The following is a 26,980-nucleotide window of genomic DNA, read 5'->3' as shown; positions in this document are numbered from 1 at the left end:
CCATGCGGAACTGATCCCACGCTGTGAGACAGCTCCAGACCATCCTCCCCTCCCCCCCACTGGAGGATGCCCATGACCAAGATCGACCCCACATGGCTGGAAGCCTTCGACAAGGAGCTCCTCCACATGTTCGCCATCGACCATAGCGATGCCGGCATGGATGAGTACTTGCTGGGCTGCTACGCAGACCTCCCGCCACGTGAGGCTGCACTGGCGTTCGGCAGCGACTACGACCTGGAGCGCGACGATGCGCTGTGGCCTCGGCCGGGCGTGTCTGTGTGAACCGCGCAGCCGTCCGGCACGGCGGCATTCAAGGCAAGCGATGCCAGAGGATGGCCGCTATGCTGGCAGCGCACGGGAATGGAAACCACGTATGCCCCGCTTCAACACCGCCCTGGCACTGAACCTCGCTCTGATGCTGCTGGGCGCTACACCCGCCATGGCCATGGCGGCAGACCCGCAGGTTTCCACTGAAGTGTTCGTGGAGCGCGGTGACAACCCCACCTTCGAGCTGCAGCAGGCGCCTGCCATTGAGTATTCAACGGCCCCTGCCACGCCGCCCGATACCTTCCTGCAGGCTCCCATGCAGGTGCTGCTGGTTGCTCAGCTGGATGAGCTGGGCCACGTTTCCAACGTGATGGTGGCGCGGTCCAGCGGACTGCGGGAGATGGATCGTGCGGCCCTTACCTCAGTGCGCCAGTGGCGCTTTGATCCGGTCGTGGTTGAGGGCGTCGCGCTGCATGCGCGGGTTCGGGTACGTCTGACCTTCGCGCCTTCGGCAGAGGCGCCTCCTGGCTGAGCCGCTGGCTCAGTCTGTCGTAACTGGCTCTACACCGCGGCCTTGGCTGCGGGCATTTCTGTGCTTGAGGTCAAAAACGCCAAGCGCTTCAAGACCATTGCGGCGCAATCGCTTGCCGGCTTAACACCGTGTGCGACAATGCCGAAAGCGTCAGGGCTGGCAGTCGCCGGTTCTGCAGTTTCTTGGCATTTGGCTGCTGCGCGGGTATCTCTTGGCGTGCCACCGGAAAAGGGTGGCGCGGGCGTCGAAAACCCGTTTTTCAGAGTCAAGTGTTTACGCTTGTCAGCCGGCGTCACCTCTGTGTGGCGCCGGCTGGCAATCCGTTCGCGTTCCATGGCGGGCGGTGCGTGGGGGCCTTCGGGTCCGCCGACTGACTCTGATCGGTTTTCGAGCCACGCATCGTCCGCCGCCTTTACTGGTGGCGCTGCTGTCTGTCCTGTACGGAGCATTGCCATGAACACATCGGACTTCCGTTCCCTGCACGCGCAGTACGATCCGGACAACGCCGAACCCGAGCGCGAACCGCCTGTCGATCCCAACGCCTTCGTCGCCACGCTGCACCGCATCGGAACCGGTGCGGCTGCGGATGGCCAGCCTTGGCCGGAGCGGCATCAACTGCCTGGGCGTTGCCTTCAGCTGGCGGATGCGGATTGCGCGTTGGCCGGATTGCGCCTGGTGGCGGAGCTGATGCTGGCGGCGGAGCGGACTCGGCAGAATGGTGCGCCCGAGGAGTACGTGGGGGATCGGGTGATGGAAGGGTTGAAGATGGCTTGTGTGGCGTTGACTGCGCAGGTGACTGAGCGGTTGCACGTGCGGGAGTAGCGCTGGCGGTTCGCAGCACCAATCGCAATTAGGAGCGCTGTTGATGGAGCATCGCGGCTAACAGCACTTCTCCGTTCGTCATCGCCCCCCGTTCTAGCGTGAATGCCCACAATGCCTGTACATCCCCGCGCGCCAAGTACGGCGCTCGATCTTCGAATTTACAGGGAGGTCCCCAGCACTGAGTTCGCAGATGTGCGCGCGTTCCGTCTAGCTTACTGCGGTCTGCCACTTGTCCGGCCTAGGTCTTCCTGACAAGAAGCCCTTGGGCGGCGTTCCTGAACATATAAACCGCCCCATTTCATGACGTCCTGCAGGAGGCGCTGACGGTACAACACATCCACGAGCCAGGCCGTTAATGACTCCGCACGTCGTTTACGGCACACTTTCCCCGAGACATCATGAACGGTCAGGGGGACGCTGTGATTGGATGGACCGAGGACGAGCTGGCCGCCGCTGTTGAGGCCTATCGCGGCATGGAAGAGCGTCTTGCCAGCGGATCAGACATTGGTAAGGCCAAGGTCTATCGAGAATTGGCTACCCGATTTGGGCGCTCAGTCAAGGCGTGGGAGTACCGGATGCAGAACATCTCCCATGTACTGGATCAAGCTGGTGAGCCCTGGTTGCCGGGTCTTCGTCCCGCTGCGAACGTTGGGACAAAGGTTGAGCTGCAGCTGGCGAAGCTGCTTGCGATTTCTGGTGATGGGACTACAGCCGTGGCCGGCCCCACGAAAGATCTGTTGCAAAGGACGGCCAGGGATGTCGAAGGTGCAGGCGAATTCGCTACAGCGGATGAGGCCGACGAACGGCGCCGGGTGCTCGCGGCAATCATACAGCGACGTGGTCAGCCATCGTTCCGCAAGTCTTTGCTGGCCGCGTACGGCAGTCGCTGCGCAATGACAGGTTGTGATGTGGCGGATGCACTCGAGGCGGCCCATATTCGACCCTATTCTGGCCAATCTAGTAACATGGTGAGCAACGGGCTATTACTGCGCGCTGACGTCCACACGCTGTTTGATCTATATCTCATTTCGGTAGATCCGGCCTCACTCCGGATGTGTCTGGCCCCCGAGTTACGACGGTCGAGCTATGGCGAGCTTGAGGGCAAAGCGCTAGCTATCCCGGCGTCGGTAGGCCAGACCGCCAACCCGGACTGTCTGGCTTGGCATCATTCGCAGTGCTCGTGGGTTTAGGGGCAGTACCCTCAGTGGCTTGAGAGGCAAGAACTGCACCATGTGCGCCTCAGCTTAACCGAGCCTTCCCCAGCTTCTGTTCGAAGTACGCGAATGACTGTTCATCGGACACAAGTATCACCAGACGTGTTCTTGCCCTCGTACACGCAACATAAAGATCTTCTAATGTGAAGTATATTTCACCTACTTCCGGCGAAATAGCGTCCATGACAACCACGCAGTCGGCCTCAATTCCCTTGAACCCCTTGACCGTGGAGAAAAGTACTTTATGGGGGTGCTGAAGCTCCCCTATGTCCTCAGTCAAGCCGATACCGTGGCCGATCCAACTACCAGACATCGCCGAATCTGCCATCACTCTTGGGCTAAGGATAGCAACGCTGTTATTGGAACTCTCCTTCCACTCCTTTGCGAACCGGAAAGCGCGATTGGCCATTTGTTGCTTTCCGATCTTCTCCACGACAACCGCGACTCCGTTCGGCATGCCGGGCATCGATGCAACTTCACTTCCGACGCAGGCATTCGTGGCCTTGTTGATGGCCACGGTATTCCGGCAATTGTGCGACAGCCTGTACAAGACATCGGCATCAACATGCTCTTCCGCATTCCGCTTGTACAAATCCTGCTGTTTATCCATAAATGCCGCCCACCCTCCCTTATTCTTCTTGAAGGCCTGAAGGGCAATAAGCTGATCCTCACTGAGATCCTGCGCCTCGTCCACAATCACGACATCGAATTTTTCATCGTCGTCCCATGCCGAAACCTGATCGAATACTGCATTCGGAAGTATCGTGCGGAAGAACTCGCTTAGAGACCCACTCCCTCTAGCAACACCTGGGCAGGTCTTGCCGAAAAAGCTATCGACACTCTGGATATGCTCCTTGAGGCCTGGATTCTTCAGCCGCAATGATTCGGCTAGGTTTTTGTTGTAACAGGCGTAAAACCCTCTCCCGCCAGCATCGATTACCGACTGCAGGTGCCACATGGCCAGAATGGTCTTCCCGGATCCCGCGGGTCCAACCACGGCGACGGAAGGCAACTCAAATAGTCCCTTCAGGGCGCTGAACTGCTGGTGGGTCAAGCGCTCGATGGCATCCTTGTCTTCGCTTACCTCCTTGGCGCCATCGGCGGGCACTATACGGAACTCCGAGCTGGTCAGCACCTTAGCCGCGATTTCTTGTACGCCTACGGTGAAGTTCTCGCCAATGCACTCGCTTCCCTTGGCAAGCAAGGCACTCTTAACCTTAGCCTGAAGCCGCCCCATGTCTTGCCTCGTGGCTAGCGTAGTGGCGTCAACCAAACCCGGCACGACGTTGGCGTGGCCATTGGGATAAATCACTAGCCAACCAAACAAGCCAGGGAATGAGTCCTTCCATCCATTGGCATCACAAAGTAGGCGCTTGAGCTCATGTGCATTCGAAGTTGCTTGCTCCACCGGCGAACGCCCAAGGTCCAGCCATCGCCCAGCTTCAAGGCGTTGCCAACCCGACTCGGTCACCCTTATCTCGCGCGATCCTTTCACCTCAACAACTAGCATGCCGAGGTTAGGTACCAGAACGACGACGTCAGCCTCCCCGTCCATGACTGGGCCATTTCCCCTGCGTTTGGCCCACCGAACACCGGGTATAACCAACCAATCTGCCGGAGCCTGCCCCTTTAAGGCGACTACGACTTCCTTCTCGGCGAAATTCAAGGGCAACTTGCCAAATACCTTTGCCACTCGTTAGCTCCCATCTTTCTTTCTAGCGACGACGGCAATGCCATGGACAGCCGCTTCGACCAACTTCAAATGTCCGTCATCCACGCCAATGCGCTTGATCCGGCGGTTCGAGCCGGCAACCGTCACCTGCAGGCGATAGACGCCACCATAACCTTCCTGGGTAGCCAACCAAGTACCGGTTTCACCGCTAACTGAATTGACGTCCTGCGGACCTGTTTTCTCCCACGACATGCCTCCCCATTGAAAAGCATCGCCGGGTGCCAAGGCCATGATTTCTTCGAAAGTCCTGCGCGCCTGCGTGGGCACGGCAGGCTTGGCCACCCTCGCCGTCGTTGAAGATGCATCAGTCAAGCCAAATGCCGTATCGACCAGAAACGGGGGCCTCTCGCCCAAAAGCTGCGAGCGCACCCATGCCATGCGCCTCGACAGGTTGAAGGTGTCCACCAGGCAAACCTGCTTGCTTCCCTTAACACCGGCCGCAGCGATGAGTTCGGCCACGCCATTCAGCCGCCCTGGGAGGCTCGCCCACAGCGGATGTATGATGCCAACGAACATGTCACCCGTAGTCCATCCTGCAATCTTGCCCTCTTCTTCAAGTCGCGCATCCGGGAACGCGCTGCAATAGCTACGCGCCAATGCCAAAGCTTGCGTCATAAATGCAGATTCCATGCCAGGAGCATGATTTTCGTTCTTCAAGCAGCGGAGCAAATCCAGACCAAGCTCGCAATCCAACAATCCGTGTATGTGCCGATTGCGGAAGCCCTTCAGTAATCGGTCCGGTGATCGCCAACTGTCACCAGACTCATTCGCCTTCCTCTCCTCTACGACTCGGCGACCGAATTCACCAGCCTCGCCCAAGCAATCATCCAGCAATTCCATCCAGTGTTCTCTAGCCCAAGCAACGATGCCAGCACCATTGGCATGGGCATCGGCAAGATATAGCTCGCCATCGCCTGGCTGCAAACCATGAATAGACGCGATCTCGATGTCCATGGAATCCACGTCAAGCTTCAGGGCAATAGCCCGCTGCAGAATCGTCGCAGCGGAGTACCAAGCCGCGCGATGGCGTGTCGAAGCATGAGGCATGTCCAAATTCCAATTAAAGAACTCGATGCCATCACGTGCTTTCGAGCTAATCGCCAAGATGTCCGTGATCTTCGGCGATGACAAGGCCACCCTGTACCCACCAGAACTCCCAGACTCATCAAGCTTGAGGATGGATTCCACATCATCAGCTCGATTCAACCACTCGCCTCTGGATGACGGGATACCTCTAGCCAACTCAAAGGAAAAAAGTCGATTCCCGCTCGCCTTGCTCTTCCCGTTCGTGTTGATGCGCATGACTTGCTGCTGTGACCCGAACGAAATGTACGCTCCAGCAACTTTCTCTGTCTTGGGATCTGAGAGCGCAGGTGACGCTATCGTGGTTCTGCCAGATCGACCGGAGAAATCTCCTTTCCTTGGCTCATGGAATTTCAGGTCGGTGGCATACGCCCTTGGCACCACGGCGGCATATCGCCACGCAACTCCACCACATGCGGAGTTTTGACAATCAACTTGGCCAGGATTTAGGTTTCCTTGCAGATCATCCCGGATGCGCTCAACGAACAAAACCTTGCACTTCTCGCAATGAACGTACTCATATACGCCGAGTATGGCCTGATTGACAGTCTTCCAATCCCTGCCTCGTTTCTGAATATCTCCAACAAGCGCCAGTGGCCGCAGGGTCCTTTTGTCCCAAGTGCGCTCGGAGCCCGGAGCAAAATCAGCCACGGCTTGATCAGCCTGCCTATCCAAGGCCATGGCCTTCTCGCTGGCCCGGTCCAGATCAAAATACAAGGGCTTGACGGTTGTTGGCATACCAAACATGGGAAGGATGCCTGCCTCGGCCAGGCGTGCCGCCAAAGTTGTTGCCGTGAAGACCGGATCCTTGCATGCCTTGCCAATCCTATCTGGCAAATCCAGTACGCGCCTTGACAAGTCTTCCGAGCTGATATCGCTTGCGGCGCTCAATACGCTCGCAATGCTCTGGATTCGCTCCATCTCCTTGCTCATCCAGACCGCGATCTCTTGCACCAAAGCAGACGGATCATCGGGAACCATGCCCATCTCGCCATGCGTATCCGGGTCTTCAGCCGTATCTACCCAAGCGGCCCTATCCTCGTCGAGGAAAAATTGCCGCAACAGTTCCTTGGCCATCAGGCGGTCAGCTAGAACCTGCTGTCCCTTGGTCATCGCTAGACCGGGCTGCGGCGGCACGCCCCCCGTCATCTCCCCTGGATGATCGAAATGCAGGCGATCGTGCGTCTGTCCACGAGAATAGGTCAGCACCACGGCAAAGGGCTGACCTGCACGACCAGCGCGACCAGCACGCTGCTGGTAATTGAAACGCTCTGGAGGCATATTCGCTTGCAGCACTGCTTGTAGAGAGCCGATATCCACGCCGACTTCCATTGTCGTAGTCACCGACAAGAAGTCGATCTCATCCACCAGTGGCATGACATCGCGCTCGCCAATATCGCGGACCTTTTCGCAATCAAGAAAGATGCCACGGAAATGCCGCTGGCGCTGGGCCTGGTCTTGTGTTTGACCAGTCAACTCTTCCGCGTGTAGACGGAAAAGCTCACCCTCGCCACCGTAGTAGTGGCCCGACCGAACTTCGTTGCTGATTGGTCCTTTCGCCTCCGCTGCCAGGTCATGGCAACAGCGGGAGCAAATGCCGGCAGACGCGTGCCAATGGATCTGCATGCAGCGCTCGCACTGCCAACTACCATCATCACCGCCGACAACCTTAACGTACGTCGACATCAAGTTGACGACGCCCCACTGATGACCGGTACTCTGGAGTGCCGCACGTACCGCGCCCCGGATGGTCTCGAATCCAGCCCCAGACTTCCTGGAGACAGCTTCAAGATAGGCGCGAACCCGCTTCTTCGCCGCACCCCAAGACTTGTCATTCGGAGAGTCTTCTTTCCACTCCTCGTCAGGCTGGTTACCCCAAGGGTTGGGGTCGATTTTGTACTGCTCAGTCAGAATACGAAGTACGGAATGACACGCCTGAGCGAAGGTCTCGGCCTTCATCCCGGAAGGTGCCTTGCTTCCAACGTCAGGCCTCAGGCCCAAATGGCCAATGCCACGCGCTTCCAAGTCGTAAAGCAAGCGACCTGACAATGCACCCCAAGCCCGCTTCTTGAGTCGGCGATTCAACTCCTTCGCCTCTTCCTCCTGGGTTTGCGATCCTCCGATACGGCGTACATTACCGGCCATATCAAAGACAGTCGTCCAATCACGCGGCTTGTTCCTGTCCCCAACGATGCGATCGTGATATGAGGCGCCTCCTGGATTTGTCCCAAGTCCCGCGAAGACTTTCCACAGAACAGGCAATATCTCATCGCGATTTGGCTGCGCGAACAAGAAATCGAGAGGTACCCAACCCGGCTTCGCACTTGCCAAACCGTTTAACTCCAACTGGAATGCGGGGTCAATGCCCCGACTCTTCTTCCGCCCAGCAATCGCAATGAAGTTGTCAAGCGAGCTTCGAACATCCTGCGGAACTTCCAGTTCCGCGAGGATTTCGTCAGCCCTTTCAGCATGGCCCTCGTCAATCAAATCCCAGAATTTCTTTTTTAGAAGATCCAAGCTCAAGGATGATTTTTGCCTCAACTCGGAGTGCAACATGCTGCGGAGCAAGTGGCCCCAATGCTCTGTCTCTACGTCCAAGGCCAACTTCGCTGCTGATTCACGGCTATCCGAAAATGCCACTAGCTTCCGCCTATCCCCTGCCGGAAGCTGGCCAACCAGCGAAGTCGCCAACATGTGCGAGACCTTCGACAAGCCAGTCGCGAACGCACGAATCGGAGCCAAGCGTCCGCCACGTTTCTCGGAATAGTCGATGCCGCAATTTGGACATCGCTGCGGCATGGCAGGAATGAGATCGTGATCCCCAGCCTTCATGTCAAGCCAATAGCAAGGCAACCCTTCTGCCTCGCCTCCATCCAGAGTGACGACGCCAGAATCCTGCTGGATTCTAGCCATCCTCCATTCCGCCTTCCGCTTGATCCCGGAGCCTCTTTCGAAGCCGACTTGATCCCAAGCCCCATCGATACCTGAGCCATCCTTGCCCATCCATACAACTCCTAGGGAGTCATACGCTTTGGCATCGGTACGCCCATCAGTAGAGCGTTCCGGTAGGTCATCAATGTCCGAGGGCAACGCCGTTAGCTCGAATCGCGTCCTGGTTTTCCTCGCCGGGCCTTTCGTTGTCTCCCGGAATTCGGTCTTGTTTCCGCAAAGCAGCTGGGTTCCGCAGCACTCGCAGTACAGGACCTCTAGTACCCGGCCCATTCCTTGGCTGCCGGCGTTCAGGCTTGGCTCCGGGGAAAGCGTGCCGACTAACCGACGCGGGTCCTCCGGGGTGCCTACTGGCCTGATCGTTGCCCACAGCCCGTCGATGTTGCGCGCCATCCAATGGAACCGGAAGCGCGGCAAGGCGCTTTTGAAAGTGTTCTTCTGCGAAACCTCGGCCAGCATCAGGAAAAGACCCTCAGCGGCCTTCGATCTGTCCTCCTCCCCCAAGCGCGGAAACCAGAATCCCGCCACGTTGACCAACGAAGTCGCTATCAGCCTGTTGCCGTGAGAAAACGGGGCAAGCAATCGCTCTTGCCATTCCCAATCTTTAAGCAATGCACTGGCAGCAAGCGCTGGTTCCTTCCATTGCCCAGCGTCGTATGCGGATACAAGGCCAATCAATTCCCGTGCGACTTCGTCACCAAGATCAGCCGAGCTACCAGGATCAAACTTGGCCTCCCCCTTTTCGATGTGAAAGGCTGCTTTAGCGTCATTGCCGCGACCAATACCGAAGAACTGCCCGAGAAAATCGTAAGCCTCCTCGCCTTCAAGTGATGCACTAGACGCAAGAATGCGCAGTTGCTTATGGCCGGGCGACAGCCCCAGCCTACCCAATAGCAACCTAACTAAATACGCCACCTCCGTGCCCGCGGATTCACGATACAAATGGAGTTCGTCGACGACGAGTTGGAATACGTGTCGCTCGTCCGCGGCGAGCCAGGCTTTGGTCTTATCGAAAATATCTGCGTCGGCCGTATCGTTGGCATACTCCGGATGCTTATGGCGCATCAGCATGATGGAAAGCATGCTGGTGTTTGTGACAAGGATATCCGGAGGGTTCTGCTGCATCTCCCAGCGGTGGAACATCTCCCCGGAATCGATCGAGAGGTTCGGCACAAATAAGCGAGCTTGGAGTGCCTTCTCGTATTTGGACTTGGCCTCCTTCACCTCATCCTCAGCAGGCCTGTCTTGATGACCAACGGGGAGTGCACCCAGCTTCTCGGCCAACGATTCATATTCGGCCTTCCTTCGGGCGACCAAGACATCGATCGCCTCGCTTTCCTCAATCGCCTTGTCTATGGCGCCGTTGCACTCGTCGATCTTGCTTCTATTCCTCTTTCCGCTTGTGTCGATTGGATGACCGGAAACCGGTGTATTTCCGTTATATCGACCAAAACGTATCCGGTTGCCTCCCAAAACCTCGTCCAATGCCGCGCGGACCGGTGAAGAGTCCAGAGCTTTTCGCAACCTGGACACTTGATCCTCTACCAATGCGTTCATTGGGTACAGCACAAGTGCTCGCACGGCAGCTGCGCGGGACTCGCGGCGCAGGCAATTTCTTTGTACCTGATGCCGCAGACTTCTTTCCGGCCATGGACTGGCAAATGATTTACAATCAGCCCAAATGTCGATCCCCTCCCGAATGATCGTGCCCAGCACTGGCAACAGGAAGGATTCGGTCTTACCCGAGCCAGTACCCGTCACCACCACGCAGTGCTTTCCCTTCATGGATTCCATGAGCATGCGCTGCTGGTGTTTGTACAATGGAAAATTACTGTCGAAGAGCCCGGCACCGACGATACGCTTGAATGCATCGACACCTGCTTCGTCCATGCCCGGAAGATCTCCAGCCTCAAGATCCTTCAGACTCTTTCCGGAGGCATATGCGGGGACGGGTTCTAAATAGGCGTCCTGAAACAGGACGCCACTCTTCTTAAGCAGTTTCTCGCGATCCGCCTCGAAGCTTCGAGAATTGGTCTTGAACGCGCTCTGGATATAAAGGCGAATGCCTTCCTTGATTCTCTCGTATGCCTTGACTGGATTGTCCATTGCATTGTCCTTGTCTTATTTGCCTTTCGAATAAATTGCCTTCATGACGGCAGTCGGCACGTTGTCATAACACAACCAGACTCCATCTCCAACGCCCTGACAAAGGCGTTCGTCAAACTGAAAGAGCACCGTGTCAGCGTGCTTTATTCCGAACTTGATGTCCTTTCCGTCTTCCCAGGCATCTAGGCGATATTCGACGGGAGGGGAGCCACTGCACAGCAGAAGCGCGCGATCGATCACGATGGGAAGTCGCAACTTGGCTGGCACATACAAGCACCTCTTTTCTTGATCATGGAAGATAGGGGCGCGACCAAAGCCTCGCGCGACATAACCCAACGCGATCCATTTCGACCATTGTTCGTCAAGTGCGAATGACGCCCCTTGCCGCGAGACAAACATACTTCTGTGCCATCCCTTGCGCCGCGCATCCTCGAACTTGTAAAGAACAGCCTCCTCTCGGCCCTCAGAAGGTGAAGGATGCCCGGACTTGATATCTATGTAGCGAATGGCAAGTGGATCGAACCGCCTGAGCCCCATGAATTGGATAGATTCACGGAGCTCCTTGGTCTCAGCCAGCATCGCGGAGCGGACGTCGCGTTCCGTGGCAGCCCAATCAGCAATGGCTAAGCCTTGCATTGGCAACACCCCCAGGCCGATCGGATCCAGCCGTTGCTTTAGCAAGGTCGCCGCCATCTTGCTCCTCAGCCTTAAGACCGGGAGTGTGCCCTCTTCACTCAGGCCGAAATCGTTCTTGAGAATTTCCCAAGCCAGAGATTCCTCGCAGAGCCCCCCCCATTGGCTTAGGTTCAACGTACCAAGTAGTCCCAGGACATCCCATCCATCGACCTTCAGTGGTATTAGGTAGGCTCTTGCGGGCACGGAATGTACATACTCGATGCCGCCGTCCTTGCCACGTTCAAGTTCAACATAGCCACGTCCCCAAAGATCGAGAAGCACCTTCCACGGTGCCTGGCTGCTCCCCGCCCTTGCTAAAAGCCTGTTGAGCTTTGACTTGGCACGCCCGTATGAATAGCCGCCCGTGCTGGCGAGTGAATCCAGGAACCGCACAGCTGGGTTGTTCCTAACTTCTTCAAAGGTCACCGGCTTCCCTACATCCAGACGCGACCTTGAACTCGCCATTACTTCGTTACCTCGCCCCCTCTCGTGCACGCGTACGAGATGTTCTGGTAGCCCACCACGCAGTCCCTCTACTCCCTTCACGATCCTTCCGAATCGATCCATGCAAATTTCGCCACTCTCCGCTGTAGATGCAGCAGCTTGACTGCGGACACCCAACGAGCAGCTGCCTCTCTCCTTGCCTGTTTCATCCAGTACGAAAAACCTGAATTCCCCGCCTCTCTCAAACGCAGGCGGAAGTCCGTAGCATCTGGTAACGACAGCATTCCCGCGACGTCCTGACGGCCCGGCTCTTGTTAGGGGTGTGTAGGAATCTTGCTCCAACTCAAGATCGTCACGCCCTACAACTCCAACCCGCCACTCAGGTGGCCCTCTATAGACAACATTGGGTAGGTCGTAGTGCAAGTATCCCCCCTCGCCCCTGCTCCCACCCTGCAGCACCAGCAACCTGACTCGCCTCTCACTAGGCTCCACGATCGCGCGCTGCTCTTCCGTAAGGCGCTCGCAAGCTTCCACGTAATACATCGCCCAGCGAGATGGCAAACCTTCCATCTCGTCAGGCTTGTACCGACTAGCGTCGGGGCAAGTAGAAATGAACAGTGCATGCGCCTCATCGCTCGGGTCCGGAAACAAAACAACCGCCGCGCCATACTCGGGCCATCCGCTATCCCACAACTCGTAGTTCTCGTCGCCGTTCTCCGTGAGTACTCTGGCTTTCCCGGCCCGCTCGACAGAAAACGATCCGCGCAGAGTCTTCAGAGTCCACGAATCCTGCATTAGGAAGGATTTCGACTCTTCGACGGAAAGCGGCAAGGCCCATCCACCTAGCCGGTGACGCCGCATCGACAAGCCCGTCGGTGTGGCGTTGTCGCCCGGCTCTCCCAATGACTGGGAGTCTTCAACCTCGGCAAGATCGATTGCCTCGTCTTCAATACCGATAATGACCCGCCATGGAAGTGACTCACCGGGGCCGAGCGTGAGCCCAAATCTCACTCCACTCCTCTTCTCAGTGCGCCTGCCTGCCCGACTTCTCCTTGCTTCGTCGGGACTAATCTCGGGCCCTTTCCACTCACCATGGACATCAACCAGCCGCGCCTCGAGTACGTCCTTGTAGTCAGGATCAGATGCCGCCTGGCGCAGCCCCCTCGATACACCCGAGCCATCTGCGCGAACCTCTTCAAGAACATCCCCGAGTCTGGTAACAGCTTTCCCCCGCCCAACCTCCAGCCCAAGTCGTTCGAACATTTCGTGCAACACCAGAATGTCACGTGCGGCAATCATGATCTGGGACTTGGCCAGACCAACGAACTGGTGCGCTCCTAAACTACGGAAAGTGAACTTTCCGTAACGTTCGCCGGTGTCTTTTGTCCACTTCTCCAGGTCTGCCCAAGCAACTTCGGTGCGGCTCATCTGGCTAGAGCCCCAGTTCGGAGGCAACCCTAGGTCTTTGCGCAAACACGCGTAGTAGCCAGCTACGTCGGCGACAGCAGCACCTCTTGCTAGTGCTGCAAGATACGGCAGATAGGTTGGGGCGGATTTTTCAATCGCCCCACCTGGCATGAACTCGCAATTGCGCTTGCCCGGGTCCGTGTATCCCAACGCTCGAGGCGCGCTCCTTTTGCGTCGCTCCACAAGCTCCCGCAATCTTGACTCAATTGTCGGCAGCTTATGCTTCCACCTCCAATCCGGCCCTGCCTTGACTGCCTCAAGGAATCCCACATCGCCGCCCAAGCCATCACCTATTTCATCCAGCACGTCAGGCGGCGTACTAATGAAGATTTCTTTGCCTATCTGCCCCGGCCAGAAGAAGTACTCCAAAAGCCGCAGGTTCCAAGCTTCGAATGCATTTATATCCATGATTTAGCAATCCCCCCTCCCCAGATTGCGAAACATCGCCTCGCATCTCTGGGCGAAACAACCAAACAAGCGGATCCATATCCGCACCACTTGGCTACCTACGATCTATTTCCACGTAGAATCTTGGCTAGATGTTCACCGATTGCGCGCCCCATCGGCACGGGAACGGCGTTCCCAATCTGCGTGTACTTAGGCAGTTCCCGAAAATGGATTCCTTCAATCGGATTACCTGCGCGACGAAGCCCGCCCGTAGTTCGCTTGCCCTTAAATTGGTACCAGTCAGGAAACCCTTGCAGGCGAGCCCATTCCCGAACAGTCAATGTGCGGGGCTGTTCGTAATGCACGTAATCATCCGGTAACGAAGTTGCCGTGATCGACGGACCTGTCGCTCCCCACTCTCGCGGAAGCACACGTTGTGAGAACTTCCTTGTCGCCTCGAAATCCATGCCATCGATCATGGCTTTGAACTTCTTGACCACCTTAGGGTGGTGTTTGCTGTATTCGTGCTCGGTTACCGGCGCCCCTTTTCCGGCCACACTCTTACCATCGGCAGACGTTCTAAACTTTCGCTGCGTTTCGCATATGACTCTTGAGGGATACTCGGTCGTCTTCCCGCCACTTTCTTGATGGTTTGGATCGACGAGGTCCCCCAATAGCTCAGCGATTGACGGCCACGACCCAGGGCGTCCGGCCGGCAGGAAGCCACTTGATATGCCAGTTCCATCGATCAAGTCGATTTCATCCTTTCGCGTAACGGACCCTGCTATGTCCTCGCGAATTCCAACGAGCATGATCCTAGGCCTATTTTGCGCAACGCCATAGTTCTTGGCGTAAACCAACTCCGCAGCGAGCCTATATCCACCTATATTGACGAACGCCTTCTTTACATCCTTCCAAATCTCTCCATTTTCACCATCAAAAGTCCAACGCCCAGTCAACAGGCCACGGACGTTCTCAAAAACGAAGGCTCGTGGCCGGAGGTGACTGATGATACGCGCCATATCTTTGAACAGATGATTCGATGGCAAGTCTTCTTTGGCTACAGAATACGAGCGCCGATGTCCAATGCCTGAGAAGCCCTGACACGGCGGCCCTCCGACTACGAGGTCAATCTCACCGTGGGAAATCCCGAACTCGGACTTGAAGCTACTTTCGAGTCTTTCAAGGTAGCCCTTCTTCGTCATCTTCCTCGCATCGGTCGAACAAAATGGATTTATCCATTTTTCTTCATCCAGCCCGCGAGCGAAGTGTGGATGTCGATCTTTTCTGTTGAAGACATACGTGCCGCGCGCGTCGACGTTTATTTCATTGACGAATATCGGAGTAAAGCCCGCCTGTTCCAACCCAAGGCCAAAGCCGCCGCAACCCGCAAACAAATCTACGACGCTCAAGAAGTTCTTACGCAAGCAAATCCCCCAGGGTATCAATTCCTAGCCACGAATCGCGCAAGCCATAATTCGCGGAACCAGCCTAGCAAAGACCACATTCCGCGTCCCATTTCTAGTGGACTGGCACCCCCATATACAGATGACCCGCGAACCCCACCGCCTCAATGAGCAATGAATTCGCTCATCGCAATCCTTATTAACGTCCGCCTTGAACTGCCAGAAGGCCGGATTTATGTGAGGCATCCGCCTCTTCTGGCACGAGTGACCGCACCCAAAGCAACCCTCCACGAAAACTACCAAATCGTATTTTGGCAGAGCCAGATTTGGTCTGCCAGGCAGTTCTCGAACGTGCAAGCGAAATCTGGATCCCTTCCCATGTAGAAAACGCCGGACCACCATCCCAGGCTCGCATCTCGGCTGCGGATGCGCAACGTTCTTTCGCTCCGCAGTGCGGGCGTAATGATGTCAGACATTACTGTGTTCTCTTCAGCGCCCCCCTTAGCTGAACCTCCCAGTGGAACACTCTGCTATCACATAGGGGGGCTCGCATCAGAAAACAGTACAGGCATTTGAGTTCCGTGTGGAACCCCTCGGGCTATAACGGCCTGCAATAGAGAGAGGGCGACCACTTGGCCGCCCTCGCATGCAAAACCTAATCAAACCCCAACAGGATTAGCCTTCTCCGGATCAATCTTGTACTGCTTGATCGCCCGGGCCACATCCTTCGCGGTCATCTTCCCTTCCTTCGCCAGCGCCGCAATCGCGGCATGCGCGATGTAGTACCGGTCAACCTCGAAGAACCTACGCAGGTTCGCACGCGTATCCGAACGGCCGAAACCATCGGTACCCAGCACGGTGTACGACATCGGCACGAACGCACGGATCTGGTCCGCATACGCACGCACGTAGTCGGTGGCGGCAATCGCCGGGCCCTGGCGGCCTTCCAGCAGCTCGGTCACGTAGGCCTTGCGCTGCTCGCCTTCCGGATGCAGGCGGTTGGCACGTTCCACGTCGAAACCATCGCGACGCAGTTCGTTGAAGCTCGGGCAGCTCCAGATATCGGCGGTCACGCCGAAGTCCTTGTCCAGCAGCTCGGCCGCGGCAATGGCTTCGCGCAGGATGGTGCCCGAGCCCAGCAGTTGCACGCGCAGCTCGCCCTTCTTCGGCTTGCCGGCGTCGGTCAGCAGGTACATGCCCTTGACGATGCCTTCGGCCGCGCCTTCCGGCATTTCCGGGTGGGTGTAGTTCTCGTTCATCAGGGTGACGTAGTAATACTCGTCAATCTGATCTTCCATCATCGCCTTGGTGCCGTGCTGCAGGATCACCGTCACTTCGAAGCCGAAGGTCGGGTCGTAGCTGCGCACGTTCGGGATGCCACCGGCCACCAGATGGCTGAAGCCATCTTCGTGCTGCAGGCCTTCACCGTTCAGCGTGGTGCGGCCGGCGGTACCACCCAGCAGGAAGCCGCGGGTACGCATGTCGGCGGCCTGCCAGGCGATGTCGCCCACGCGCTGGAAGCCGAACATCGAGTAGTAGATGTAGAACGGCAGCATCGGCACGTTGCTGACCGAGTAGCTGGTACCGGCGGCCATCCACGAGCTGATCGCGCCCGGCTCGCTGATGCCCTGCTGCAGCACCTGGCCGCTCTGGTCTTCGCGGTAGAACATCAGCTGGTCGGCATCGACCGGCTTGTACTTCTGGCCGAACGGCGCGTAGATGCCGATCTGACGGAACAGGCCTTCCATGCCGAAGGTACGCGCTTCGTCGGCCACGATCGGCACGATGTGCGGGCCCAGTTCCTTGTCGCGCAGGGTGATGTTCAGGCTCTGCACGAACGCCATGGTGGTGGAGTAGCTGCGCTCGCCGCTGCTCTTCAGCAGGCGCTCGTAGGCTTCCAGCTTCGGCGCCACGAAGGTCTTGTCGGCCTTGCGGCGGCGCTGCGGCAGGTAACCGCCCAGCGCGGCACGGCGTTCCTGCAGGTACTGCACTTCCGGCGAATCCGGGCCCGGGTGGTAGAACGGCACCTGGCCGTCGGCCAGCTGCGCGTCGGTCACCGGAATGTTGAAGCGGTCGCGGAAGTGGCGCACCGCTTCGTCGTCCAGCTTCTTGGTCTGGTGGGTCGGGTTCAGCGCTTCACCGGCGCTGCCCATGCCGTAACCCTTCACGGTCTTGGCCAGGATGACGGTCGGCATGCCCTTGGTGTTCACGGCCTGGTGGTAGGCGGCGTACACCTTGTGCGGGTCGTGGCCACCACGGTTCAGGCGCCAGATGTCGTCGTCGCTGAGGCCGGCGACCATCGCAGCGGTTTCCGGGTACTTGCCGAAGAAATGCTCGCGGGTATACGCGCCGCCGAAGGCCTTGCAGTTCTGGTATTCGCCGTCGACGGTTTCCATCATCAGCTTCTTCAGGACGCCGTCGCTGTCCTTGGCCAGCAGGGCATCCCAGTAACCGCCCCACAGCAGCTTGATCACGTTCCAGCCGCCGCCACGGAACACGCCTTCCAGTTCCTGGATGATCTTGCCGTTGCCGCGCACCGGGCCGTCCAGGCGCTGCAGGTTGCAGTTCACCACGAAGATCAGGTTGTCCAGGCCTTCACGGCCGGCCAGGGCGATGGCACCCAGGGTTTCCGGCTCGTCGCTCTCGCCGTCGCCGATGAAGCACCACACCTTGCGGTCGGACTTCTCGATCAGGCCACGGTTTTCCAGGTAGCGCATGAACTGCGCCTGGTAGATGGCGGCCAGCGGGCCCAGGCCCATCGACACGGTCGGGGTCTGCCAGTATTCCGGCATCAGCCACGGGTGCGGGTACGAGGACAGGCCACCGCCGTCCACTTCCATGCGGAACTTGTCCAGCTGCTCTTCGCTGATGCGGCCTTCCAGGAAGGAACGCGCGTAGATGCCCGGAGCGCTGTGGCCCTGGATGAACAGCAGGTCGCCCGGGTGGTTTTCGCTCGGGGCGCGCCAGAAGTGGTTGAAGCCCACGTCGTACAGGGTGGCGCCGGAGGCGAACGAGGCGATGTGGCCGCCCAGGTCACCCGGCTTGCGGTTGGCGCGGACCACCGTGGCCATCGCGTTCCAGCGGATGATCGAACGGATGCGCCATTCCAGCTCGGCATTGCCCGGGCTCTTGGCCTCGAGCTGCGGCTCGATGGTGTTGACGTACTCGGTGGTGGGAGAGAACGGCAGGTAGGCGCCCGAACGACGGGTCAGTTCCACCATGCCTTCCAGCAGCTGATGCGCGCGCTCGGAGCCCTCGACATCAATAACGGCCTTCAACGACTCGATCCACTCCTGGGTTTCCACAGGATTCGGGTCGTTGTTCAGCACCTCGTTCAACCAGTTCATTAGCGCTCCCATAACCGCACGCACGCGCGCGACTGTTGTATAGATTTCTAGACCGCAAAGTGTAGCGCACCAAGGGCTTTCGTCACTTGGCTACGCAGGCGTATGGATGCAACCGGCCAGTGTCCGCAAGGGGCTTGCCGGGCCCGCTGAAGGCCCTGCGGCGGGCCTTGGTGGCTGCGCGGGCTGTCGCTTGCGGGCCGCTGCGCCCATGTGCAGGACGCAGTGTTACCGCTGCCGATGACGGTTGTAGGGCAACTCCGGCACCGCTATGGGGGCGGTTCGGGCGGCGGTACTGAACCGGCGACAACGTGTCGCACCTGCCTCTGGATCGGTGCCGGCAGCGGGTCCAGCGTGGGCCGCGAGTGATGGGCCTGTCGGCCCTGCTCCCTTCCACAGTACCGCCGGGGCGCCCTGCAAAGGGCGCCCCTTTTGCTGTGGGCCCGCGGCCGGCCATGGCCCAAAACTGACCCGCTTGTGGCCGGATCGATGATTGTCGTCTTCGATATATCGATATATCGTTTGCACACTCGTTTACCGATATATCGAAATGAGCCGTACCGCTTCTCCCAGAGCCCGTTCCACCCATCCGGAAGTGCCGCGCCGCAACGGCCAGCCGCGCGTGCTCAGCCGCGGCGACCTGCGCCTGCTGGTGCTGGCCCTGATCGGCGAGCAACCCCGCCATGGCTACGAGCTGATGCAACTGATCAGCAACCAGTTCATGCAGGCCTACACGCCCAGCGCCGGCACCATGTACCCGCTGCTGGCCAGCTTCGAGCAGGCCGGCTGGATCGAGGCCGAGGAAGTGGACGGCAAGCGGATCTTCCGCATCACCGCCGCCGGCGAGTTCGAGCTGAAGGTGCAGCGCACCCAGGTGCGCCTGGCGCAGCGGCGCGCCTTCGACCGTGCCCGCGAGATCACCAAGGCCTCGCTGCCGCCGCCGCTGGCCGGTGCCCTGCGCGAGTTCAAGCGGGCGCTGGTGCATCACCACGGCCGCTGGGCCGAGGGCGAAGCGGAAGAAGTAGCAGCGCTGCTGACGCGGGCGTCTGCCCTGCTCAACGGTACGGCCGGTAGCGAGAGCCCACCCATTTCAATGACCCAGCCAGACTGACTCCAGCCAGGTCTCCCCTACGCCGCGCGCCCCCGCGCGACACCTTTGCAGGTAACCCCATGACCGAACACAACAACACGCGCCTGCGCCTGGATGTGCGCTTCCGTGAACTGACCGTGCTGCGCTCCGAAGAGGTCACCCCGCACATGCGCCGCATCGTGCTGGGTGGCGCCGAGCTGGCCGGTTTTGATTCGCCCGGCGCCGACGACCACATCAAGCTGTTCTTCCCCAATGCCAGCGGCGAGATGGTGCTGCCGGTGGTCACCGCCGAAGGCCGCAGCTATCCGGCCGGCAAGGAGCCGTCGCCGGCCCGCGACTACACCCCGCGCTGGTGGGACCACGAGACCGGCGAGCTGGCCATCGACTTCGTGCTGCACGACCAGGGCATTGCCGGGCCGTGGGCCGAACAGGCCAAGGCCGGCGACACGCTGGTGATCGGCGGCCCGCGCGGTTCGTTCGTGGTGGCCGACAGCTTTGATGCCTATGTGCTGATTGGCGATGAAACCGCGCTGCCGGCCATCGCCCGCTGGCTGGACGTGCTGCCGGACGGTGCCGAGGTGCAGGCCTTCATCGAAGTGAGCGACGAAGCCGAACGCCAGGACCTGCCGCAGTACGAGAACGTGCGTATCCACTGGCTGGAGCGCAATGGCTTCCCGGCGGCCAGCAGCACGCTGCTGGAAGACATGCTGACCGACTTCGAGGCACCGGACGGCGATGCCTTCTACTGGATCGCCACCGAATCGCGCCGCGCACGGATGATGCGCAAGTTCATCGAAGGCCACCTGGGCGTGCCGCGCGACTGGATCCGCTCGACCGGCTACTGGAAGGCCCACCCGGACGAAACCGACGGCGATTGATCCAAAGACGGTGGGTGCGGACCATTGGTCCGCACGCCCTGCAACTGGTAGTGCCGGCCGCTGGCCGGCACCCTCATGAACCCTCGGCAGGAACCTGCAACTGCCGGCCAGCGGCCGGCACTACCCCCTGCCGCGTCCACCCGAACCGCTGCGCGGCCCAGATCTCCAGCGCCACCAGCAGCGCGATGATCAACAACGGCAACAACAGCCCGAAGTACACGCCGGGCATCATGCCGTTGATCTGGGCCTTCACCAGCCGCAGCACACCACGGGTGTGCAGCAGCTCATCCACATGCATGGTCAGCGCCTCACGCACCACCTTGGGCTCCAGGCCCACGGTGCCGGCCTTATCCACCAGCGTGTCTTCCACCAGGCCGCGCAGCAGGCCTTCGCGCACCTTGCCGATCACCCAGCCGGTGCCGCGCGCCAACGGGCCGTTGCCAAGACGATCCAGGCCGGGCAACGGATGTTCGCTCAGATAGGCAGAGGCAATGGTGTCGGCGACGTCGCCCACCGTGCCCTGGCTGCGCAACGCCTCGCGCATGCGCGGGTCGTCCAGCGAATCGGTGAAACCTTCGCTCCAGCCTTCCACCAGGGTCTGCAGGTGCGGCTGGAAATGATCGAGCTGCTTGAACAGCGCGCGATGCGCACCAGCAGTGAAGCCCAGCTGCAGGCCGAAGAAGGCGGTGGCCAACGGCAGCAGCACCACGTAGCTGGCCAGCAGCCAGCGATGCCAGCGCTTGCGCCGCTGCAACCAACCACGGCGGTGCAGCCCGCGCCAGGCGACGATGCCCAGCACCAGGCCAAGCAGCGTACCGAGCACGCTGCCGCCCACCAGATCGAGCACGCTCAGGCCCGACCAGAATTCGTTCAACCAGTACTGCGCGTCCTGCATGGGTCTTCCTTCCGTGGGTGATACAGCGGGCCATTGTAGAGCCGAGCCCACGCTCGGCTGCTCTTCGTTCCGCCATCGGAGAACCCTCGCGCTGCGCGCGATGAGCCGAGCATGGGCTCGGCTCTACAGGGATTCCGACACCCGGTTCAACGCATTACCCGGCAAGCAATGCGACAATCGCGCTCCTTTCCTGCAGCAACGAGGCCCACATGGCCAAACTGACCCTGGCCAGCCTGGACGCGCTGCGTACCCGCTTTGCCGATGACGCCGCCTGCGATGCGGCACTGGCCGCGTTCGCCGACACCGCTGCACTGCGCACGCCGCTGCGTGAGCTGGTGGAGGCACAGCACCGCTACCTGCAGGCCGAGTTCGAAGTGGCGCAGGTGGCCGATGTGCTGCGCCGCGACCAGAAGTACGCGCCGGTGGGCCGGCCTTCGATCAACATCGTGCAGTTGCGCAAGCAGCAGGCCGCGACCAAGCAGGCGGCGCTGATCGCACGCCAGGTGGTGGCGCAGGCCGCGCAGACCTTCGTGCGCGTAAGCGGGATGACGGTGAAGGCCAAGCAGAGCCCGAGCGAAGCGTGCGTGGCATGGTTGGGCGCGCTGCGCTGAGCGATCGTACTCGGTAGTGGCCAACCTTGGTTGGCCTGCGGACTACCCGTGTGCCAACCAAGGTTGGCATCTACCAAGGCACTCTCCGGCCCCGCATGAACCGGTAGTGGCCAACCTTGGTTGGCCTGCGGAGTGCCCGTGTGCCAACCAAGGTTGGCATCCACCAAAGCACTCTCCGGCCCCGCATGAACCGGTAGTGGCCAACCTTGGTTGGCCTGCGGAATTCCCGTGTGCCAACCAAGGTTGGCATCTACCAAAGCACTCTCCGGCCCCGCATGAACCGGTAGTGGCCAACCTTGGTTGGCCTGCGGAGTGCCCGTGTGCCAACCAAGGTTGGCACCTACCAAAGCACTCTCCGGCCCCGCATTGAACCGGTAGTGGCCAACCTTGGTTGGCCTGCGGAGTGCCTGTGTGCCAACCAAGGTTGGCATCTACCAAAGCACTCTCCGGCCCCGCATTGAACCGGTAGTGGCCAACCTTGGTTGGCCTGCGGAGTGCCCGTGTGCCAACCAAGGTTGGCATCTACCAAAGCACTCTCCGGCCCCGCATTGAACCGGTAGTGGCCAACCTTGGTTGGCCTGCGGAGTGCCCGTGTGCCAACCAAGGTTGGCATCTACCAAAGCACTCTCCGGCCCCGCATGAACCGGTAGTGGCCAACCTTGGTTGGCCTGCGGAGTGCCCGTGTGCCAACCAAGGTTGGCATCTACCAACGCGTGTTCCCCGGAACCCAAAAAGAAGGCCCGCTTTTCAGCGGGCCTTCTGCCTTCTCACGACGAGTGAGCGGGGTGCATCAAGCAGCCGGCTTTTCGCCGGTGGCTTCGGTGGTGATGCGGATCTTCACTTCATCGCTGACGTTCGGGGCATACGCGCCGACACCGAAATCGCTGCGCTTCAGGGTGGTGGTGGCATCGAAGCCGGCGGCCGGAACCTTGGCCATCGGGTGCTCGCCGCCGCCGTTGACGGTGACGTCCAGGGTGACCGGCTTGGTGATGCCCTTGATGGTCAGGTCACCGGTGACGGTCAGCTTGTTGGTGCCAGCCGCTTCCACCTTGGTGCTCTTGAAGGTGGCATCGGCGAACTTGGCGGCGTCGAAGAAGTCGGCGCTCTTCAGGTGCTCGTCGAACTTGGCGGTGAAGCTGTTCAGGCCGCTCAGCGGCAGCTTCACTTCCACGGTGGACTTGGTCACGTCGGCGGCGTCGTACACCAGGGTGCCTTCAACGTTGCCGAAGTGCGCGCTCGGGTTGGAGAAGCCGAAGTGGCTCCACTGGGCCAGCACGTCGGTGTGGGTCGGGTCCAGCTTGTAGGTGCCCGAGGCGATCTTGATCGCTTCGGCGGCCGGGGCGGCAGCAGCGGCATCGGCAGCCGGGGTGGCGGCCTGCTCGGTGGTGGCCGGGGCGGCGGCATCGGCAGCCGGGGCAGCGGTGTCGGCCGGCTTGGAGCAGGCGGCGATGGCCAGGGTCAGGGCCAGCGGCAGCAGCAGTTTACGGGTGGCGCTCATCTCAGGAACTCTCCGGATCGTAGGGTGGGTACACGGTGCAGCAAGAGCCTGCCACGGGACGGCAGGCCCGAAACCGATACAACGACTTACGCGATGCGCGCCGCTTCGTCGAACGACAGGCGCGGCAGACGCGGGAACAGGCCCGCCGAGTCACCGTAACCCAGGTTGACCAGGAAATTCGACTTGATGGAGGTGCCGGCAAAGAAGGCTTCATCCACCTTGGCCGCATCGAAGCCCGACATCGGGCCGGCGTCCAGGCCCAGCGCGCGTGCGGCCAGGATCAGGTAAGCGCCCTGCAGGCTGCCGTTGCGGATGGCGGCTTCGTGGCGGCCTTCCTGCGGGCCGTCGAACCAGGCCTTGGCATCGGTGTGCGGGAACAGGTACGGCAGCTTCTCGTGGAAGTCCAGGTCGAAGCCGATGATGACGGTGACCGGGGCGGCCATGGTCTTGTCGTGGTTGCCTTCGGACAGGGCCGGGGCCAGCTTTGCCTTGGCTTCCTTCGAGGTGACGAAGACGAAGCGGGCCGGCGTGGTGTTGGCGGCGGTCGGGCCCCACTTCACCAGGTCGTACAGCTCCTGCAGCAGGCTGGCCGGGACCGGCTTGTCGAGGAAGGCGTTCTGGGTGCGGGCAGTACGGAACAGCTGGTCGAGGGCAGCAGCGTCGAGCGCGTGGGACATCGGTGGATCTCCAGGGCGGCTAAGGGAAGTCAGTGCCCGCGGGCGGCGCGGGGCGAAACGACGAGCCGCAGTGTAGAGTGTCGCGACTGTTGCAACACCCAGCAGGGCTGAAACGAATTAATGCCAATGGTGAAACGATCGAGTGCGCCCTGGACGGTCACCGACGGCCGCGCGGGCAATGTCCGCCAGGCGGTCGCGCTGGCCTCGGCGCTGCGCCAGGGCACCCATCGGCCGCTGGTGCTGCAGCCCCGCGCCCCCTGGCGCTGGGTCTCACCACGGCGCCTGCCGGGCGATGTGAATGGCTACGGCGAGGCCTTCGCGACACTGGCCGCCGAGGCCCCGCCGCTGGCGATCGGCTGTGGCCGCCAGGCCGCCGGCGCGCTGCGTGTGCTGCGCGCCCGTGGCAGCCAGGTGGTGCAGATCCTCGACCCGCGCATCAACGCCCGCCACTGGGATGTGGTGGTGGTGCCCGAACACGACGCCCTGCGCGGCAGCAATGTGTTGACCCTGCTCGGCAGCCTCAACCCGGTGGACGATGACTGGCTGGCGTGGGGCCGCGCTGCCTTCGCCGGCTTCAGCACCCTGCCCGGCCCGCGCACCGCGCTGCTGGTGGGTGGGCCAACCCCGCTGGCGCCCTGGGACGAGGCGCGGATGGTCGGCGTGTTCCGGGTGCTGGCCGATCAGATCCGCAGCGAAGGCGGCAGCCTGCTGGCCACCACCTCGCGACGCACGCCGCCGGCCTTGGCCGAGATCCTGCGCGCGACGTTCGCCGACCTGCCGCACGTGATCTGGGGCGACGGCGGCGACGGTGTGAACCCTTATGGCGGGTTGCTCGGCTGGGCCAACCGCGTGGTGGTCTCGCCCGATTCGGTGAACCTGCTCTCTGAAGCCTGCGCCACGCGCATGCCGGTGATGGTGGCGCTGGCCGATACCGTGCAGGGCCGCCTGGCACGCTTCCAGCAGCAGCTGCGCGAGCGCGGGCGGCTGCAGGCGCACTGGCTGGACTGGCAGTACGACCGCATCGAGCCGCTGCGCGAGACCGCGCGGGTGGCGGCAGAGGTGAAGCAGCGCCTGGCATTGGGGTAGTGCCGGCCGCTGGCCGGCAACACGGCACGCATTACCGAACACCGTTGCCGGCCAGCGGCCGGCACTGCCCGGGTGCGCAGCGATTTCTGAACATTTCGATCCGGCTGCACGGTTAGAGTCCAGCTTCCCCCCATCACGCTGAACGTCTTCATGCGCACCCTGCTCCTGCTGCCGCTGGCCCTGCTCGCTGCCTGCTCCACCACGCCCACCGAGCTGGATCCGATCTCGTATCAATGCCAGCAGCAGCTGGACGCATACCGCGAACAGCCGGCCCTGCGCGATCCGAAGACGGGCGAGCGCCCGCCGCTGCCGATCGCGCCGATCAGCGAGGCCTGCGACAAGGAACTCCAGCGCAAGGGCCTGGACCGCCCGCTGCGCTGAGCGGCGTATGATCGGCGCGCGGGCCTGCCCGCCGTTGAAGGTACCGACATGGATTGTTTCTCCCGCCTGCCCCGCGCCGCCCTGCTGACCGCCAGCCTGCTGGCGACCGCACCTGCATGGGCCAACAGCACCGAATGCCGCGAGCGCTACCCCAGCGTCGCCTCGCAGGCAGCGATGCTGGACGTAGCCTGGACCACCGCCGAGCGTCTGGATGCGCTGCCCGATGTGGACGTGGTGGTCGCCGCACGCGGTGGCCAGGACCTGAGCCGCTACGGCCTGCGTCACAGCCACCTGGCGTTCCTGGTGCGCGAGGATGATGGCCGCTGGCGCGCGATGCACCTGCTCAACCGCTGCAAGACCGACAGCTCGCAGCTGTACCACGAAGGCCTCGGCAACTTCGTCGGCGAGAGCGGCGGGCATACCGACCTGCGCATCGGCGTGCCCTCGGCTCCACTGCGCGCGGCGTTGAAGGCGATGCTGGTGTCGCCCTCGATCCAGCCCAAGGCGCTGCACGAGACCAGGTACAACGTGGTCGCCTACCCCTTCGCCACCGACTACCAGAACTCCAACCAGTGGGTACTGGAAGTGCTGGCGGCGGCGATGGCGCAGGCCGACGGCGCCCCGGTCATCGTCAAGCGCGAACAGGCGCAGCAGTGGCTGCGCCAGCAGAAGTACCAGCCCAGCGTGCTGCATATCGGCCTGGGCAAGCGCGTGGGTGCGCGCCTGTTCGTAGCCAACGCCACCACCACCGACCATCCGGCCGGCGAACGCATCTCCGGCAACTATTCGGTGGTGACGGTGGAATCGGTGTTCGACTTCCTGCACCAGCGCAGCCAGCTGCAGCAGGAACTGGTGATCCCCCATGTGCCGGTGGCCGGTGCTGCTGCCGCCACACCCTGAATCCCGCAAGGAGAACGACATGCGTCCGCTGCTGGTTTCCCTGATGCCGATGGTGATTGTTGCCGGCCTGTTCGGCGCGAGCACCGCCCATGCCGAACGCCGCATCATCATCCTGCAGGACCCGGGTCCGCAGGGGCCGAGCCTGGAAATGTCCGCGCCCCTGGTGGCTTCGGCGCGCGCCGCCGCTGCCAGGGAAGCCCAGGATGCGGGGCTGCCGCCCGGCCATGGCGCATCGGTGAAGCTGCCGCAGATGCAGGTGAGCGCCATCGCCACCACCGTTGACGGCCGCCGCGAAGTGCTGCTGCGTGATGCCAACAACCCGCAGAACACCGCGTCGATGCAGTGGCCGAAGCGCCCCGGCGATCCCGCCGTGCAGTTCACCGTGGGACAGACCGTGAACTTCGAGCCGACCGGCACCGACCAGGGCTGGCAGGTGAAGGACAACCAGGGCCGCCCGCTGGAATACCTGCCCGAGGCCACCGGCCCGCGCGACATTTTCGATACCCGGCGCTGAGCCGCCGTCCCCACCCTGACCA

The 26,980-nt window shown here is 60.9% G+C and carries 20 protein-coding genes; 11 read left to right on the top strand and 9 right to left on the bottom strand.

Going from position 1 to position 26,980, the window contains the following annotated elements:
* The first annotated feature begins 72 nt into the window (after positions 1–72).
* The 4 genes from ACZK4H_RS01940 to ACZK4H_RS01925 all read left to right on the top strand — a co-directional run bounded on the left by ACZK4H_RS01940 (position 73) and on the right by ACZK4H_RS01925 (position 2,811).
* Positions 73–282: a hypothetical protein gene (locus tag ACZK4H_RS01940; protein WP_197577855.1), complete on the top strand. Its 210-nt coding sequence runs from the start codon at positions 73–75 to the stop codon at positions 280–282.
* Between the two features lie 91 nt (positions 283–373).
* Complete coding sequence (locus ACZK4H_RS01935) at positions 374–799, top strand: TonB family protein (protein ID WP_099551308.1); 426 nt, start codon at positions 374–376, stop codon at positions 797–799.
* A 453-nt stretch (positions 800–1,252) separates the two neighbouring features.
* Positions 1,253–1,621, top strand: a complete 369-nt coding sequence (locus ACZK4H_RS01930; protein WP_099551309.1) for a hypothetical protein — start codon at positions 1,253–1,255, stop codon at positions 1,619–1,621.
* A 398-nt stretch (positions 1,622–2,019) separates the two neighbouring features.
* Positions 2,020–2,811: an HNH endonuclease gene (locus ACZK4H_RS01925; RefSeq protein WP_099551310.1), complete on the top strand. Its 792-nt coding sequence runs from the start codon at positions 2,020–2,022 to the stop codon at positions 2,809–2,811.
* Between the two features lie 49 nt (positions 2,812–2,860).
* Here the strand turns inward: ACZK4H_RS01925 and ACZK4H_RS01920 are convergent, their stop codons facing one another.
* The 6 genes from ACZK4H_RS01920 to aceE form a co-directional block, all read right to left on the bottom strand.
* A complete protein-coding gene (locus ACZK4H_RS01920; protein WP_099551311.1) occupies positions 2,861–4,528 on the bottom strand; it encodes a nuclease-related domain-containing DEAD/DEAH box helicase in 1,668 nt (555 codons plus the stop codon).
* Between the two features lie 3 nt (positions 4,529–4,531).
* Positions 4,532–10,705 carry a DEAD/DEAH box helicase gene (locus ACZK4H_RS01915; RefSeq protein ID WP_099551312.1) on the bottom strand — a complete coding sequence of 2,058 codons (6,174 nt, stop codon included), beginning with the start codon at positions 10,703–10,705 and terminating at the stop codon, positions 4,532–4,534.
* Positions 10,706–10,720: 15 nt separating this feature from the next.
* Positions 10,721–13,699, bottom strand: a complete 2,979-nt coding sequence (locus tag ACZK4H_RS01910; protein ID WP_099551313.1) for a hypothetical protein — start codon at positions 13,697–13,699, stop codon at positions 10,721–10,723.
* A gap of 98 nt (positions 13,700–13,797) precedes the next feature.
* The gene (locus ACZK4H_RS01905; RefSeq protein WP_099551314.1) at positions 13,798–15,105 is read right to left on the bottom strand and encodes a DNA cytosine methyltransferase; all 1,308 of its coding nucleotides are present in this window, start codon (positions 15,103–15,105) and stop codon (positions 13,798–13,800) included.
* Positions 15,106–15,129: 24 nt separating this feature from the next.
* The gene (locus tag ACZK4H_RS01900) at positions 15,130–15,486 is read right to left on the bottom strand and encodes a very short patch repair endonuclease (RefSeq protein WP_099551315.1); all 357 of its coding nucleotides are present in this window, start codon (positions 15,484–15,486) and stop codon (positions 15,130–15,132) included.
* A gap of 257 nt (positions 15,487–15,743) precedes the next feature.
* Positions 15,744–18,431: a pyruvate dehydrogenase (acetyl-transferring), homodimeric type gene (gene aceE / locus ACZK4H_RS01895; protein WP_099551316.1), complete on the bottom strand. Its 2,688-nt coding sequence runs from the start codon at positions 18,429–18,431 to the stop codon at positions 15,744–15,746.
* 547 nt (positions 18,432–18,978) lie between these two features.
* On the opposite strand from aceE, the gene ACZK4H_RS01890 reads away from it, so the two are divergent.
* Together ACZK4H_RS01890 and ACZK4H_RS01885 are read left to right on the top strand one after the other, a co-directional pair.
* Positions 18,979–19,539, top strand: a complete 561-nt coding sequence (locus ACZK4H_RS01890; RefSeq protein WP_099551317.1) for a PadR family transcriptional regulator — start codon at positions 18,979–18,981, stop codon at positions 19,537–19,539.
* Between the two features lie 59 nt (positions 19,540–19,598).
* Complete coding sequence (locus tag ACZK4H_RS01885; protein ID WP_099551318.1) at positions 19,599–20,396, top strand: siderophore-interacting protein; 798 nt, start codon at positions 19,599–19,601, stop codon at positions 20,394–20,396.
* A 73-nt stretch (positions 20,397–20,469) separates the two neighbouring features.
* Here ACZK4H_RS01885 and ACZK4H_RS01880 read toward each other — a convergent pair whose 3' ends face one another.
* Entirely contained in the window at positions 20,470–21,291 is an 822-nt protein-coding gene (locus ACZK4H_RS01880) for a hypothetical protein (RefSeq protein WP_099551319.1), read from the bottom strand.
* A gap of 209 nt (positions 21,292–21,500) precedes the next feature.
* On the opposite strand from ACZK4H_RS01880, the gene ACZK4H_RS01875 reads away from it, so the two are divergent.
* Positions 21,501–21,902 carry a hypothetical protein gene (locus ACZK4H_RS01875; protein ID WP_099551320.1) on the top strand — a complete coding sequence of 134 codons (402 nt, stop codon included), beginning with the start codon at positions 21,501–21,503 and terminating at the stop codon, positions 21,900–21,902.
* 790 nt (positions 21,903–22,692) lie between these two features.
* On the opposite strand, the gene ACZK4H_RS01870 is transcribed toward ACZK4H_RS01875, so the two are convergent.
* Complete coding sequence (locus ACZK4H_RS01870; protein WP_099551321.1) at positions 22,693–23,400, bottom strand: YceI family protein; 708 nt, start codon at positions 23,398–23,400, stop codon at positions 22,693–22,695.
* A gap of 86 nt (positions 23,401–23,486) precedes the next feature.
* Complete coding sequence (locus ACZK4H_RS01865) at positions 23,487–24,077, bottom strand: malonic semialdehyde reductase (protein ID WP_004139510.1); 591 nt, start codon at positions 24,075–24,077, stop codon at positions 23,487–23,489.
* A 126-nt stretch (positions 24,078–24,203) separates the two neighbouring features.
* Here ACZK4H_RS01865 and ACZK4H_RS01860 point away from each other — a divergent pair, with 126 nt between their 5' ends.
* The 4 genes from ACZK4H_RS01860 to ACZK4H_RS01845 all read left to right on the top strand — a co-directional run bounded on the left by ACZK4H_RS01860 (position 24,204) and on the right by ACZK4H_RS01845 (position 26,958).
* On the top strand, positions 24,204–25,163 hold the full coding sequence (locus tag ACZK4H_RS01860) for a mitochondrial fission ELM1 family protein (RefSeq protein WP_099551322.1): 960 nt from the start codon (positions 24,204–24,206) through the stop codon (positions 25,161–25,163).
* A 150-nt stretch (positions 25,164–25,313) separates the two neighbouring features.
* Positions 25,314–25,544 carry a hypothetical protein gene (locus tag ACZK4H_RS01855; RefSeq protein ID WP_099551323.1) on the top strand — a complete coding sequence of 77 codons (231 nt, stop codon included), beginning with the start codon at positions 25,314–25,316 and terminating at the stop codon, positions 25,542–25,544.
* Positions 25,545–25,592: 48 nt separating this feature from the next.
* Positions 25,593–26,444: a DUF2145 domain-containing protein gene (locus tag ACZK4H_RS01850; RefSeq protein WP_099551324.1), complete on the top strand. Its 852-nt coding sequence runs from the start codon at positions 25,593–25,595 to the stop codon at positions 26,442–26,444.
* 19 nt (positions 26,445–26,463) lie between these two features.
* Positions 26,464–26,958 carry a hypothetical protein gene (locus ACZK4H_RS01845; protein WP_099551339.1) on the top strand — a complete coding sequence of 165 codons (495 nt, stop codon included), beginning with the start codon at positions 26,464–26,466 and terminating at the stop codon, positions 26,956–26,958.
* Positions 26,959–26,980 lie beyond the last annotated feature (22 nt).

The sequence above is a fragment of the Stenotrophomonas sp. 78350_Sma genome (assembly GCF_056482105.1).
The sequence above is the reverse complement of the archived record's forward strand: the minus strand, read 5'-3'. Positions and strand labels throughout refer to the sequence as shown.

Bases quoted from the DNA above. Each gene is read 5' to 3' on its own strand.
- ACZK4H_RS01935 (WP_099551308.1), top strand. From the start codon at position 374: ATGCCCCGCTTCAACACCGCCCTGGCACTGAACCTCGCTCTGATGCTG.
- ACZK4H_RS01870 (WP_099551321.1), bottom strand. From the start codon at position 23,400: ATGAGCGCCACCCGTAAACTGCTGCTGCCGCTGGCCCTGACCCTGGCC.
- ACZK4H_RS01885 (WP_099551318.1), top strand. From the start codon at position 19,599: ATGACCGAACACAACAACACGCGCCTGCGCCTGGATGTGCGCTTCCGT.
- ACZK4H_RS01860 (WP_099551322.1), top strand. From the start codon at position 24,204: ATGGTGAAACGATCGAGTGCGCCCTGGACGGTCACCGACGGCCGCGCG.
- aceE (WP_099551316.1), bottom strand. From the start codon at position 18,431: ATGAACTGGTTGAACGAGGTGCTGAACAACGACCCGAATCCTGTGGAA.
- ACZK4H_RS01855 (WP_099551323.1), top strand. From the start codon at position 25,314: ATGCGCACCCTGCTCCTGCTGCCGCTGGCCCTGCTCGCTGCCTGCTCC.
- ACZK4H_RS01865 (WP_004139510.1), bottom strand. From the start codon at position 24,077: ATGTCCCACGCGCTCGACGCTGCTGCCCTCGACCAGCTGTTCCGTACT.
- ACZK4H_RS01845 (WP_099551339.1), top strand. From the start codon at position 26,464: ATGCGTCCGCTGCTGGTTTCCCTGATGCCGATGGTGATTGTTGCCGGC.
- ACZK4H_RS01880 (WP_099551319.1), bottom strand. From the start codon at position 21,291: ATGCAGGACGCGCAGTACTGGTTGAACGAATTCTGGTCGGGCCTGAGC.
- ACZK4H_RS01940 (WP_197577855.1), top strand. From the start codon at position 73: ATGACCAAGATCGACCCCACATGGCTGGAAGCCTTCGACAAGGAGCTC.
- ACZK4H_RS01915 (WP_099551312.1), bottom strand. From the start codon at position 10,705: ATGGACAATCCAGTCAAGGCATACGAGAGAATCAAGGAAGGCATTCGC.
- ACZK4H_RS01875 (WP_099551320.1), top strand. From the start codon at position 21,501: ATGGCCAAACTGACCCTGGCCAGCCTGGACGCGCTGCGTACCCGCTTT.
- ACZK4H_RS01925 (WP_099551310.1), top strand. From the start codon at position 2,020: ATGAACGGTCAGGGGGACGCTGTGATTGGATGGACCGAGGACGAGCTG.
- ACZK4H_RS01890 (WP_099551317.1), top strand. From the start codon at position 18,979: ATGAGCCGTACCGCTTCTCCCAGAGCCCGTTCCACCCATCCGGAAGTG.
- ACZK4H_RS01910 (WP_099551313.1), bottom strand. From the start codon at position 13,699: ATGGATATAAATGCATTCGAAGCTTGGAACCTGCGGCTTTTGGAGTAC.
- ACZK4H_RS01850 (WP_099551324.1), top strand. From the start codon at position 25,593: ATGGATTGTTTCTCCCGCCTGCCCCGCGCCGCCCTGCTGACCGCCAGC.
- ACZK4H_RS01900 (WP_099551315.1), bottom strand. From the start codon at position 15,486: ATGGTGGTCCGGCGTTTTCTACATGGGAAGGGATCCAGATTTCGCTTG.
- ACZK4H_RS01930 (WP_099551309.1), top strand. From the start codon at position 1,253: ATGAACACATCGGACTTCCGTTCCCTGCACGCGCAGTACGATCCGGAC.